10 protein-coding genes are annotated in these 12135 nt (G+C 66.4%); 2 read left to right on the top strand and 8 right to left on the bottom strand.

What is annotated here, in order from left to right:
- Positions 1-95: 95 nt before the first annotated feature.
- On the top strand, positions 96-275 hold the full coding sequence (locus tag AC19YX_RS02370; RefSeq protein WP_078473750.1) for a hypothetical protein: 180 nt from the start codon (positions 96-98) through the stop codon (positions 273-275).
- A 217-nt stretch (positions 276-492) separates the two neighbouring features.
- A complete protein-coding gene (locus AC19YX_RS02365) occupies positions 493-618 on the top strand; it encodes a hypothetical protein (protein WP_020296071.1) in 126 nt (41 codons plus the stop codon).
- A 52-nt stretch (positions 619-670) separates the two neighbouring features.
- Here AC19YX_RS02365 and AC19YX_RS02360 read toward each other — a convergent pair whose 3' ends face one another.
- Genes AC19YX_RS02360 through AC19YX_RS02325 form a run of 8 tightly spaced genes read right to left on the bottom strand, consistent with a single transcriptional unit; the run spans position 671 to position 12131 of the window.
- Positions 671-1285: a glutathione S-transferase gene (locus AC19YX_RS02360; protein WP_500605581.1), complete on the bottom strand. Its 615-nt coding sequence runs from the start codon at positions 1283-1285 to the stop codon at positions 671-673.
- Positions 1282-4926 (bottom strand): AAA family ATPase, encoded by a 3645-nt coding sequence (locus AC19YX_RS02355; RefSeq protein WP_500605580.1) that lies wholly within the window; start codon positions 4924-4926, stop codon positions 1282-1284. Before AC19YX_RS02355 ends, AC19YX_RS02360 begins: the two co-directional genes overlap by 4 nt.
- On the bottom strand, positions 4923-6167 hold the full coding sequence (locus AC19YX_RS02350) for an exonuclease SbcCD subunit D C-terminal domain-containing protein (protein ID WP_201130750.1): 1245 nt from the start codon (positions 6165-6167) through the stop codon (positions 4923-4925). Before AC19YX_RS02350 ends, AC19YX_RS02355 begins: the two co-directional genes overlap by 4 nt.
- Before the next feature lie 59 nt (positions 6168-6226).
- On the bottom strand, positions 6227-7870 hold the full coding sequence (locus tag AC19YX_RS02345; RefSeq protein ID WP_500605579.1) for a BatD family protein: 1644 nt from the start codon (positions 7868-7870) through the stop codon (positions 6227-6229).
- On the bottom strand, positions 7867-9624 hold the full coding sequence (locus AC19YX_RS02340; RefSeq protein WP_500606131.1) for a VWA domain-containing protein: 1758 nt from the start codon (positions 9622-9624) through the stop codon (positions 7867-7869). The genes AC19YX_RS02345 and AC19YX_RS02340 overlap by 4 nt, the downstream gene beginning before the upstream one ends.
- On the bottom strand, positions 9624-10700 hold the full coding sequence (locus tag AC19YX_RS02335) for a vWA domain-containing protein (protein ID WP_078473755.1): 1077 nt from the start codon (positions 10698-10700) through the stop codon (positions 9624-9626). The genes AC19YX_RS02340 and AC19YX_RS02335 overlap by 1 nt, the downstream gene beginning before the upstream one ends.
- Positions 10693-11187, bottom strand: coding sequence for a DUF4381 domain-containing protein (locus AC19YX_RS02330; protein WP_500605578.1), 495 nt, complete (start codon positions 11185-11187; stop codon positions 10693-10695). Before AC19YX_RS02330 ends, AC19YX_RS02335 begins: the two co-directional genes overlap by 8 nt.
- Complete coding sequence (locus tag AC19YX_RS02325) at positions 11184-12131, bottom strand: DUF58 domain-containing protein (RefSeq protein ID WP_020296063.1); 948 nt, start codon at positions 12129-12131, stop codon at positions 11184-11186. Before AC19YX_RS02325 ends, AC19YX_RS02330 begins: the two co-directional genes overlap by 4 nt.
- Positions 12132-12135: the final 4 nt, after the last annotated feature.

The following is a 12135-nucleotide window of genomic DNA, read 5'->3' as shown; positions in this document are numbered from 1 at the left end:
TTTCAACGCGCCCACCCTCGGGCGTAGTTTTGCTTCACCGCCCGGGCTCAACCGCCATACGGGAAGTCAACCAACTGCATCCGAGGGTTACCGCCATGAACTTCAATCTCTTCTCCGTGATCGCCGCTTCCGCCATCTCCGCCACCGTGGCCTTGCCTGCCAGCGCCAGCTCCGAGGTCAGCAGCAAACAGTCGCGCACCAACACCTACACCCAGAAATACCTGCAACAGAGCGCCAACTTCTACGCCGCCCTGGACCACAAGACCCAGCACTGAGCGTTCAACCACCCCTGTTTTCAAGCAGCGTATGCAGGAGCGAAGTCATTGGCTCCCCCCTCGGTCACTCGGCGGGGTCAGCAGTGATGTCGCTCCTGCATCACGTGTTTGCGACACGCGAGCCTGGGGCCGGGAAATAGTCTTGGTAATGTCATATCGCCATATGTTTAAATTTGACGCTAACTTTTTGACTCTTTCCCAGCAAAGGATCGACAGCATGGTCATGCGTCTGGCAGTGGTACTTCTGTTTCTCTATTCCACCCCGATCGTCTCGGCGGCGCAGCCGGTCGAAGGCGAACCGGAAGCCTCGCGCGAGCGCATGCTGAGTCTGTTGCAGGACTGAATCTGCGCCGGGCCTGCCAGGGCGCCCGTGATATCACCGGCGCCGGGGTCGATCAGCTTGGCTTGGCCATCACCGCCACGAACAGTTCCGAGTCCAGGATCCGCCGCAGCCAATCCTGCAGGCGCGGGTAGGGCGCCTGGGCAAACCATTCGCGGTCGACATGGGCGAACTGGCGCACAAAAGGCACCAGGGCTGCGTCTGCCAGGCTCATGTGCTCGGCCAGCAGGTAATCGCGCTCGCTCAATAAACGTTCCAGCCGTTGCAAAAACAGTTCGCCCTGGGCGCGGTAGTGCGCCATGGACTCCTGCGGATGGCGCTCGGGGTATTTGTAGCGATTGAGCCAGTGCTTGAAGCCCTGATCGTTGTCGCTGATCAGCGCCGCCATGGCCTCCTGTGCCGCCGGGTCCTGGCGCAGCAACCAATCCTGCGGGTCGTGCCGGGCCAGGGCCCAGCGCATGATGTCCAGGCTCTCATCGATCACCTGGCCTTGCACATCCAGCACCGGCACCGTGCCTTTGCTCGACAGCGCGAGCATCTGCGCCGGCTTGGCCTTGAGGCTGACTTCGACGATGTCCACTGTCACTGCGCAGTAACGCAGCGCCAGGCGGGCACGCATGGCGTAGGGGCAACGGCGAAAGGAGTAGAGGGTCGCGGCGGCCTGACTCATTTGACCTCCAGGGTGCTCAGGCCGTTGCCTTGTCGGCGGACCTGGATCTGCACCGGAATTCGTTCGTGCATTTCCTGCACGTGGGAAATCACCGCCACCTTGCGCCCCTGGGCCTGCAAGCCATCCAGGGCGTCCATCGCCAGTTGCAGGGATTCCGGGTCGAGGCTGCCGAAGCCCTCGTCGATAAACAGCGATTCGATCTTCAGCGTGCTCGACGCCATGGACGCCAGGCCCAGGGCCAGTGCCAGGGATACGAGGAAGGTCTCGCCACCGGACAGCGAGTGCACCGAGCGCAGTTCATCGCCCATTTCCGTGTCCAGCACCAGCAGGCCAAGCATGCTGCCACCGCGTTTCAGGCGGTAGCGGCGCACCAGTTGCCGCAGCTGGGCATTGGCGTGGTGCACCAGCAGGTCGAGGTTGTAGGCCTGGGCGATCTTGCGGAAGGTGTCGCCGGTGGCCGAGCCGATCAGGGCGTTGAGGCGCGCCCAGCGCTGCCATTCGTTGTAGGCGTCGCTGATGCGCTGGCCCAGGGCCTGGTTGGCGTCCTGGCGGCGCTGGTCTTCGCTCTGTTGCGCGCGCAGTTCCGCCACCTGCTGTTCGCTGGCCAGGGCCTCCTGCTGCAACGCCTCCAGGGCCTGGGTCAATTCCTCGGCCGCGAGGTTGCCGTTGTGCTGGGCCTGATGCTGTTCCAGGCGCTGCTGACGTTCCTGCAGCAATACCCTGGCCTGCTCGATGGCCTTGTCATTGGCTTGCAGGCGCTGACGCAACTGCTGGACCTGTGGTTCATCCAGAGCCAGCAGTTGCTGTAACCCCTCCTCATCGAGTTCGGGATGCCCGGCGCGCCAGTGTTGGATGCTGGCAGCCAGTTGTTGCTGTTCATCCTCCAGAGCCAGTCGCCGTTCCTCGCGGGCCTTGAGTTCGGCGCCGAGCTGGATCAGTTGCTGATGCAGGTCCTGGAGTTGCTGCTGGGCTGCGGCCTGGGCGCTGCGAGCCTGCTCCACGGCCTGATCCATGTGTTGTTGCCAGTGCTCGGCGCTGCTGTGTTGCCCCAGCAGCTCAGCGAGTTTGTGCTGGCAAGCCTGCTGCTGGGCGCTGAGCCCGGCGAACTGCTGCTGGGTGTCTGCCAGTTGCTGCTGACGGGTCAACTGGCGGTCCTGTTCTTTCTCCAGGGTCAGTTGGCGCTGTTGCTGTTCCTCGGCCTCGTCCTTGTGCTCGCGCAACTGCTCGATGCGTTGCAGCACCTGCTGGTCCAGCTGCACAAAGGTGTTGGCCGGGTCGCGGCGCAGGCCGTCGAGGACCTCGGCCGGCAGCAACTGATTGAAACTGGCCAGTTCTTCTTCCAGGCGCTGTTGGTCGGCGCCCAGTTGCTCCTGCTGTTTGTGCAAGTGCTGGGTCGCCTGCTGGCTGGCTTCGACGGCGAGCTGCAATTGCTGTTGCAGGCGTGCGGCGTCTTTTTGCAGGGTCAGCAGGGCACCCTGGCGGCTTTCGTCCTGGGTGATGCTCTGCTGTAACTGCTCCAGTTGCTGATGCAGCCAGGCGTCCCGTCTCGCCGGGTCCTGGTCCAGCAGGCTGGCGCTCTGCGGGTGGGCTTGCAGGCTTGGGGCCAGGGCCTGTTGCTGGACCGCCAGTTGCTCCTGCTGTTGCAGAAACTCTTTCTGCTGGGCGATCAGGCCCTGGACCTGGGCCCGCAGTTCGTTGAGTTGCTCCTTGAGGCCATCCACGGTCTTGCGCGCGTTAGCCTCTTCGCTTTCGTCGTGGCGACCGAGGCTCTGCAACAGGGCTTCGGGCTGGTGATAGGGGTGTTCGGCGCTGCCGCACACCGGGCACGGCTGGTCATCCTGCAACTGCCCGCGCAGCTCTTCGACACTGGCGCTGCGGGCCAGCCGCTGGCGTTCGAGCAGGGCCTGAGTGACGCTCAGGGTCTGCTCAGCCACCGTCAGCTCGGCCTTGGCCTGCAAGCCGACCTTGTTCAGTTCTTCGCGCTGGGTGGCCACTGCCTGCTGCTTGTCCAACAGGGCCTGGCCGCGCTGGTCCAGTTCCTGCTGCTGGGCCCAAAGCCGTGCCAGGTCCTCGATGGCGCGCTGTTGCTTGCGGTTGTCCTTGAGCAGGCCGTCCAGCAGTTCGATCTGCTCGGCCACGGCCTGGGGTTCGGCGCCGGCTTCGCGGTAGAGCAGTTCCAGGTGCGCACGCTGCTCGCTCAAGTGTTGGGCGGCGGTATTGGATTGCTGTTCCAGGGCCGGCAGTTCTGCTCGGCCCTGGTTCAGGCGATTGCCGATCAGCATCAGCTGCTGCAAGCGTTCGCGGTAGACATTCCAGGCCTCGCCCAGGGGCGCGAGGGCGGCGCTTTGCGCCAGTTGCCCGGCGATTCGCTCCAGGCGCTCGCCCACCAGGCGCTGTTGTTCCAGCAGTTGCACAATGTTCTGCTGGCCTTCCACGCTTGCCGTTTCGGCGCGGCTCTGCTGTTGCCCGGCATCCTCCAGGCTCTGGCTCAGGCGGCTCAGGTTGCCCTGTTCGGCAAAGGCTTCACGCAGCAACGGCACGCTGTCGCTGTGCTGGCTCTGGGCCTGGGCCAGGGCGGCGCCGGCATCCAGCAGCTGCTGTTGCAGCTGTTCGTGGCGCTGTTGCAGGTCGATCTGCTGCGTGGCCTGTTGCCCGATCTGCTGGCGCAGCGGTTCCAGGGCCTGGCTCAGTTCAGCCTGACGCAGAAACTGATGCCGCTGCGGCGCCAGGTGTTCCAGGCGCTGCAGGCGCAGGCGTTCCGGGGCCAGGGTTTGCCCCTCGTGCTCGGCGGCTTGCAACTGCTCGCTGGCGCTGTGCTGCGCCTCTTGCCACTGCCGCAGCTCCTTGAGCCAGGTGTTCTGCTGTTCTAGCTGCTTGAGTTGGGCCTGCTGGGTTTTGAGCTGCTGCTGGGCGTCGTCGAAGCGCCGATCCAGCTCGGCCCGGGCCTCGGGCTCCAGGGGGACGATGCCGCTGGCCTGGGCCTTGAGCTCCTTGTGTACCTCTTCAGCTTCTTTGCTTTTGCTGTAGGCGCGCCGCCCCAGTTGGCTGTAGATCGCGGTGTTGGTGAGCTTCTCCAGCAGTTCGCTGCGGTCCTTGTCATCGGCCTTGAGGAAGGCGCTGAACTCGCTCTGGGCCAGCATCACCGCGCGGGTGAATTGCTCGAAGTTGAGCCCGAGCTTGGCTTCGATCAGTTGCTTGTATTCGCTTTTGCTCTGGTTGCTCAGCAGCTGTTCCTGGTCCAGGTCCGTCAGGCTCTGGCGGCTGCCCTGCAACTTGCCGTTGGCCTTGTCCCGGGCGCGGTTGGCTTCCCAGCGCGCGCGGTAGCGACGGCCGTCGATGCCGACAAAGTCGACCTCGGCATAACCGCTGCCGGTGCCACGGCGCAGCAGGGTACGCGGGTCGCTGGTGAGGATCTCGCTGTCGACCTCCGGGACCTTGGTCTCGCGCCCGATATTGCTCAGGCGCGGCACGGCGCCGAACAGGGCCAGGCACAGGGCGTCGAGCAGGGTGCTCTTGCCGGCACCGGTAGGGCCGGTGATGGCGAACAGGCCGGCGCTGGCCAGGGGCTCGGCGGTGAAGTCGATCTCGAACGGGCCGGCCAGTGAGGCCAGGTTTTTCAGGCGGATGGCAAGAATCTTCATGGTTGTTCGGTCTCCATCTGCACGTCCTGCAGCAGCACCGCGAAGTCCTTGAGAGTCTGTTCGTCGACCTCGCTGCCGTAGCTGTCGTGCCAGGCGCGGCTGAACAGCTCCTGGGGGCTGAGCTGGTCGAGTTCGATCAGTTGCGCGCCGTCCTCGCTGCTGTCGCCAGTACGGTTGCCGGCGTATTCGGCGGCGATCCGCACCAGGCGCACGGCCTTGTTCTGCAGGGCGGTTTCCACTTGCTGGCGCAGGTCGGGCTGGGGTTCGTCGAGCCGTATCCGCACTTCCAGCCAGGGCTGGCGCTGTTCGTCGGCCAGCAGGTCGATGTCCGGCAGTTGCCCCAGTTGCAGCAGGATCTCGGCCAGTGGCGCTGGGCCCAGACGTTGCAGGTGCACGGCGCGGGGAATCAGCCTGGGTTCGACGCTGACCAGGGTCTCGCCGTCCAGGCGCACGTCGAGGATCTGGTGCTTGTAGTCGATCTCCGAGAACGACAGCGGGATCGGCGAACCGCTGTAGCGGATGCGCTCTTCGCCGTTGACCTTTTGCGGTTTGTGCAAATGGCCGAGGGCGACGTAGCTGATGCTTGGGCCGAACAGGCTGGCGGGTAGGGCTTCGGCGTTGCCGATGATCAGGCTGCGCTCGGAGTCTTCCGAGATCGAGCCGCCGGCCATGTGCGCGTGGCTGATGGCGATCAGGGCCTGACCCGGCTCGCGCTTGGCCTCGGCGGCGGCGATCAGGCGTGCATGCACCTGGCCGATGCCCTTGAGGTAGTCGTCGCCCAGTTGCGCACCAGTGACTTCGGCCGGGCGCAAAAAGGGCAGCGCCAGGCACCAGCCGCCAATCGCGCCGCTGGCGTCGGGCAATGGCAGCAGCAGGCGTTCGGCGTCGAGCTGGCCATCATCCAGCCACAGCACCCGGCCCAGGGCGTGGGTGCGCAGGCGCCGCATCAAGGGCGCGGGCAGTTCGATGCGAGCCCCGGAGTCGTGGTTGCCGGCGATCATCACGATGGTCAGCAGCGGCTGCTGTTCGTGGGCGCTGACGATAAAGTCGTACAGGCCTTCCTGGGCTTTGACCGGCGGGTTGACGGTGTCGAAGATATCGCCGGCGATCAGCAGCACATCGGGCTGCTCCTGCTTGAGCTGGCGCAGCAGCCAGTCGAGAAAGCTGGAATGTTCGAAGTCGCGTTCCTGGCCGTGGAGGTTCTGCCCCAGGTGCCAGTCGGAGGTGTGGAACAGTCGCAAAATAAGCTCCAGAAAGCAGCGGCAAGCTTGTAGCTAGAAGCTCAAAGCTTGCCGCGGCCCTACTTAGGGTAAAGGGGCGGCAGGCTGCTGGTGTCGGCCACCGGGGCCTGGACCCGCTCATTGATGGGGATGGTGCGAATCGCGCGCCACAGTTCTTCGCCTTGCCAGTATTGGCCGGTTTCGCTGTAGAGCGCGCCGTTGAGGCCGTCGAGGGCGTCGGACAGCGGCACGAAGCGTGCGGCCATGTCGGCCAGGGTTTCCGGTTGCTGGCGAGCCCAGGCATCCAGGGCCTGGCGGGTGGCCTGAGGGTCGTTGGCCAGGCTCGCGCGTTTCAGGTCGTCGAGCAGCGTGCGCGGGCTGGGCCCGGTTTGCGCCGCCCGCAGGATCGCCGGTTGCCAGCGGGCGCGCCACCACAGGCCGAAGCCGATCAGGGTGGTGCAGGCCAGCAGCAGTGTGCTCAGTTGCCAGGCCCAGAGGCTGGAATTGTCGACGCTGCTGCTCGGTGTCGGGTTGCCGGCCGGGGTGTCGACCACCAGGCTCGGGTTGTTCGCCACGTGCAGGGTACGGGCGGGCAGGGTGCTGCGTTCCAGGTGGTCTTCGAAGGTGTTCCACCACACCACTTCCACCGCCGGCAGTTCAATGTTGCCGCTGCGGTTGGGCACCAGGGCCTGGCTGTCTTCGCGAATGCCGATCAGCCCGCGCTCGCTGTTCTGGTTGCTCAACTGCGGCTGGTCCGGGTAGCTGCGCAGGCCGCTGACTTCACTGCTGGGCAGGGGCGGCAGTTGCGAGCTGGACAGGCCTTCGGCGCGCAGGGTCAGGCTGCGGGTCACCGAGTCGCCGACCTGCAGATTGTCCGGCTCCGGGTTCCAGCTTTCGCTCAGGCTCAGGCTGCGGGCCGGCAGCCAGGGAGCGTCGGCCGGGTAGGCGGCGGGCTTGGCCTTGACCGACAGCGGCATTTCGGCGGAGCTGACGTGGATCAGCTTGCCCGGCTTGGGCCCCAAGGGCGCCGGCTCCTGGCTTGGCTTGACGTCGACCATGGTCGCGCTGAAGGTCTGCGCCGGGATCAGCAGCGCGCCGCTGTGTTGCGGGTAGATGGCGTAGCGCATCTCTATCACGCCGTGGCGCACGCCATTGATGACCTTCTCAAAGGTGCGCTGCTCGCCCAGCTGTTCGACTCGGGCGTCGCCGATCTGCAACGGGGTCAGGCTGCTGTCGTCGTACAGCGCCACCGAATGGTAAATGTGCAGGGTCAACAGGGCCTGGGCCTGCACGTAGACGCTGTCCTGGTCGAGGCTGACGTCGATGAACACCGGCTCCATGCGGCTGTCGGGCAGTTGCGCAGCGCTCTCGATCACCTGCAGGGTGATCGGCTGGCTCTGCACCTCGCCCAGTTGCAGGGCCGGGATCAGCACGGTGCCGGTCTGGCGTGGCAGCAGGGTGATGATCCAGCGCGTGGTGGCGCGGCTTTCATCGCTCAGGGTGGTCAACTGGTTGACCTGGCGCGTGCCGCGCACCTCGAACGACGGCTCCAGCGGCGCCAGGTCGGGTTTGCCGAACAGGGTGACGTCGTTGGACTCCAGGGTCAGCTCCACGGTTTCTCCGGAGTTCACCCGGCTGCGGTCGACACTGGCGACCAGCCCGGCGCCCTGGGCCAGGGAGGCCCAGAGAAAGAAGGTGAGCAAGAGGGCGGTGAAGCGGGTCATCGAGTTTTTCCCTGATCCTGATGTTGTTGCTGTTCGTACCAGAATTTGCGCCGCAGCAATTCGCCGGGGTCGTCCGGAATCTTGCGCAGCCATTGCTCCAATGCCTGCCGGCGCTCGCCGTCCAGGGTCTCTGCACCGGCGCGCAGGGGTGGTGTGGTGGTGCGCTCGTCACCCAGTTCGGAACCTGGCACATCGGACTGCCCGGACTGGGCCTGGGTGTCCGCAGGTTGCTCTTCGTCTCCCTGGCCATTGCCCGCAGGCGGGTTCTGCCCCTGGTTTTCGTGTTCGCCGGGTGCCTGGGAGCCTTGGTTGGCAGCGCCCGATTGCGCCGAGGTGCCGGCTTCGTCGCCGTCGCCAGGCTGCTCCTTGTCCGGGAGCTCGGGGGTGGTCACCTGTTGTTCTTGCAGCAGGCTTTCGACCAGGGCCTTGTTCTGCAGCGCCGGTTGCAGGTCGGGCTGCAACTCCAGGGCCTGTTCGTAGGCGTCCACCGCGGCCTCCAGCTCACCGCTGCGGGCCAGGGCGTTGCCACGATTGTAGTGGGCGCGGGCGTCGCTGCCTTCGGCAAAGCGCTGAGCGGCAGCGGCGTAGTCGCCGGCCTCATACAGGGCCACGCCTTGCCATTGCAGGTCCTGGAAGTGCCGCGCCGCGTCGGCGGGGCGTTGCTGTTGCAACAGGCGCTGGCCTTGCTGGTCGGGCCGCAGCCACAGGTCGTTGAACTCGAAGGCGTAGCTGGGCTGCGGCAGCATGAACAGCAGCGGCAGGCAGAACAGCCAGCCACGGCGCCCGGCGCAGGCCGCCAGCAACAACAGCGGCAACAGCAGCCAGTAACCCTGGTCGGCCCAGGTGTCGAGTTGCAGGGTCTGGCCGTCGTCGCGCAGGTTGCGCGGGCCACCCAGCAGGCCCAGGCCGCGCAAGTCATTGTCATCCAGGCGCACCTGGCGATAACGCCCGCCGAGGTCGCCGAGGAAGCTTTTCAGACTCGGGCTGTCGAGGCGCGAAACCAGGATCGCGCCCTGGTCATCCTTGAGCAGGCTGCCGTTTTCCTGGGTTACCGGTGCACCGTCACGGCTGCCGATCCCCAGCATCAATAGTTGCGGTGCACGGCCACCCAGGGCCTGGCGGATGCCTTGGCGTTCCTGTTCGCTGAGGGACGAGGCGATCAACAGGATCCGGCCCTGGCCCAGGGCGCCCTGGTCCAGCAGTTGCAGGGCCTTGTGCACCGCGAGGTCGGCGCGCTGGCCGGCCTCGGGCATGATCGACGGCTTGAGCGCTTCGAGCAGGTTGCGGCTGGTGGCCAGGTCGTCCGACAGCGGCACCAGGGTGTGGGCACTGCCGGCGTAGACCACGATGGCGGTCTGCGCGTCACTGCGCAGTTGCAGCAGGTCCAGTAGCTTGCGCCGCGCCTGTTCGAGGCGGTTGGGCGGCACGTCGCTGGCAAGCATTTGCGGCGTCAGCTCCAGCAGCACCACCAGCGGGTCGGCGGGCTTCTGGCTGATTTGCTCCACACGCTGCCAGCTGGGGCCGAGCAGTGCCAGGACAGCGATCAGCCACGCCAGGCCGAGCACCACCCAGGGCATTTTGCTCTCACGGCCGTTGCCGCCGCTGAGCAGGGCAGCATGGAAGGCCGGTGGCAGGATCATCTGCCAGCGCCCGGCGCGTTTTTGCCGATGCCAGAGGTGCCACAGCAGCCAGCCGAGCGGCAGCAACAGCAGCAGCCAGGCGGGGCGGAACCAGTGCGGCCAGAGCGCGGCGATCATCGACGCCTCCGCAGGCGCAGGCGTTTGAGACGCTCGCGCCAGTCATGGGCCGGTTGCAGGAAGTGCGCCTTGGTGAAAAACCGTTGCAGCGGGTTCTCCGGCCAGCGCTCGCGCACCACCAGCAGCATGCTGAAAATCAGCGCCAGGGCCAGCGGCCAGCTATAGAGTGCCTGGGCCGGGCGCGCCTGGGTCGGCTGCTGGGCCACGGGCTCCAGTTGGTCGAGGGTTTCCTTGATGGCTTGCAGCTCCTGGCCGTCGCGGGCGCGGAAGTAGCGGCCGCCGGTGACTGTGGCGATTTCCTTGAGGGCCGGCTCGTCCAGGTCGAGGCTCGGGTTCAGCCCCAGCAGGCCCTGGGTGCCGCTTTGCTCGGGGTCGGCGCCGATGCCGATCGGGTAGATTTTCACCCCTTCTTCAGCGGCCAGGCGCGCAGCGGTCAGGGGGTCGATTTCGCCGCCGTTGTTGGCGCCGTCGGTCACCAGGATCAGCACCCGGCTTTGCGCCGGGCGTTGGCGCAGGCGTTTCAGGGCCAGGCCGATAGCATCGCCGATGGCGGTATTTTTACCGGCGATGCCGATCTTCGCTTCATCCAGCCAGATGCGCACCGTGCGGCGGTCGAAGGTCAGTGGCGCCTGCAGGTAAGCCTTGCTGCCGAACAGGATCAGGCCCACGCGGTCGCCTTCGCGGCCTTCGAGAAAGTCCCCCAGAAGGTGCTGCACCAGGCTCAGGCGGCTGACGTCTTCGTCCAGCCACTGCATATCGGGGAAGTCCATGGAGCCGGACACGTCCACCGCCACCAGCAGGTCGCGACCGCTGGCCGCCACCGGCAGGGGTTCGCCCAGCCATTGGGGACGGGCCGCAGCCAGCAGCAGCAACAGCCACAGCAGGATGAACGGTGCCTGCTGGCGCCAGGCCGGCAGGTTGGCCCGGGCCCGGCGCCGGGCCAGGCCTTCGAGTTCGGTGAGGAAGCTGATCTTCAGCGCCGGCTCGCCGCTGTCGGCCACCGGCAGCAGCACCCGCAGCAGCCACGGCAGTGGCAACAGGGCAAAGACCCAGGGCCAGGCGAACTCAAACATGTTTGCGGATCCAGGTGTCGACCGCCTGGGTCAGGCCGGCGATGGCTTTGTCGTCGAGCTTGCACTCGGGCTTGTAGGCGCCTTCCACCAGCACCATCCAGCGCGTCAGCCCCGCAGCCGGGCAGCGGTTGTCGAGAAACGCCAGCCATTTGCGGCCGTTCAGGGTATGGCTCTGGCTGTAGGGGTAGTGGTTGCGGCACAGGCGCTTGAGCAGCGCATTGAGCTGTTGCAGCCAGGCCCCGGCCGGTGCGCCGTCGTAGGGCTTGGGCAGCAGCGCCAGTTCGGCCAGGGCCGCCAGGCGCACCGGGTCCAGGGGCAGTTCGGCGCGCACGACGGGGCGCTTGCGCGGCCACCAGCGTTTGAGCCGCCACAGGCCGAACCCCAGCAACGGCAGCAGCACCAGCAGCAGCCACCAGCCCGGGGCGGGCGGCCAGAAGCCGATGGCGGGCGGGGCCATCAAGGGCTGCAGTTGTTCGAGGCTGCTCATCGGGATTTACCCGGACGTTGCGGGTTCAGGTATTCGCGCAGCTGTTCGACCATCTCGCTCTGGGTGCTCAGGGGCATCAGCAGCACCCGCAGCTTTTGCGCCAGCAGCTCCCAACGGGCGATGCGCGCCTCACTCATGGCGCGGTAGGCCTGGCGCAGGTCGTAATTCAGGGTGTCGAGCTCCAGCTGCGCACCACGCTCGGCAAAGCGCAGCAGGCCGGCGGCGGGCAGGGCGTGGTCGAGGGGGTCGGACAGCGGCATCAGCAGCAGGTCGCAATGGCGTGAAAGCAGGCTCAGCTGTTGTTCGGCGGCGTCGGACAGGGCGCGCTCGTCGCAGATCACGATCACCAGGCTGCCCGGGCGCAGGACTTCGCGGCCACGGCGCAGGGCGGTGCCCAGGGCGTCGCGCTCGGGTTCGGTCTCGGTGTGCAGCGACTGGTTGACCCGCACCAGGCGGTTGAGCAGCTGCAACAGGCTCTGTTTGCTGCGGCGCGGCTTGATTTCGTAGTGTTCGTCATCGCCGAACACCAGGCCGCCGACCCGGTCGTTGTGACCCAGGGCGGCCCAGCCGATCAGGCTCGCGGCCTGGGCGGCGAGCACCGATTTGAACATCAGCCCGGAACCGAAGAACAGCCGGCGACTTTGCTCGACCATGATGAAAATCGGCCGTTCGCGTTCTTCATGGAACAGCTTGGTGTGCGGTTCCTGGGTGCGCGCCGTCACGCGCCAGTCGATGGTGCGCACGTCGTCGCCGGCCTGGTAGACCCGCACCTGATCGAAGTCGACCCCGCGTCCGCGGAGTTTCGAGTGGTGCAGGCCGATCAGCGGGCTGCGTTGGCTCGGGGTCGAGAACAGCTGCACTTCGCGCACCCGATGGCGCATCTCGATCAGCTCGGCGAGGCTGATGCGGATGCCGGGTTCGGCGGTCTTGGGGCTCGGGCTCATGGGG

Source organism: Pseudomonas sp. MF09150, from assembly GCF_059862355.1.
This window is presented reverse-complemented; position numbering and strand designations above follow the sequence as displayed.

Coding starts and splice junctions, on each gene's coding strand:
- AC19YX_RS02355 (WP_500605580.1), bottom strand. CDS start 4,926: ATGAAGATTCTTGCCATCCGCCTGAAAAACCTGGCCTCACTGGCCGGC.
- AC19YX_RS02325 (WP_020296063.1), bottom strand. CDS start 12,131: ATGAGCCCGAGCCCCAAGACCGCCGAACCCGGCATCCGCATCAGCCTC.
- AC19YX_RS02360 (WP_500605581.1), bottom strand. CDS start 1,285: ATGAGTCAGGCCGCCGCGACCCTCTACTCCTTTCGCCGTTGCCCCTAC.
- AC19YX_RS02370 (WP_078473750.1), top strand. CDS start 96: ATGAACTTCAATCTCTTCTCCGTGATCGCCGCTTCCGCCATCTCCGCC.
- AC19YX_RS02365 (WP_020296071.1), top strand. CDS start 493: ATGGTCATGCGTCTGGCAGTGGTACTTCTGTTTCTCTATTCCACCCCG.
- AC19YX_RS02335 (WP_078473755.1), bottom strand. CDS start 10,700: ATGTTTGAGTTCGCCTGGCCCTGGGTCTTTGCCCTGTTGCCACTGCCG.
- AC19YX_RS02330 (WP_500605578.1), bottom strand. CDS start 11,187: ATGAGCAGCCTCGAACAACTGCAGCCCTTGATGGCCCCGCCCGCCATC.
- AC19YX_RS02345 (WP_500605579.1), bottom strand. CDS start 7,870: ATGACCCGCTTCACCGCCCTCTTGCTCACCTTCTTTCTCTGGGCCTCC.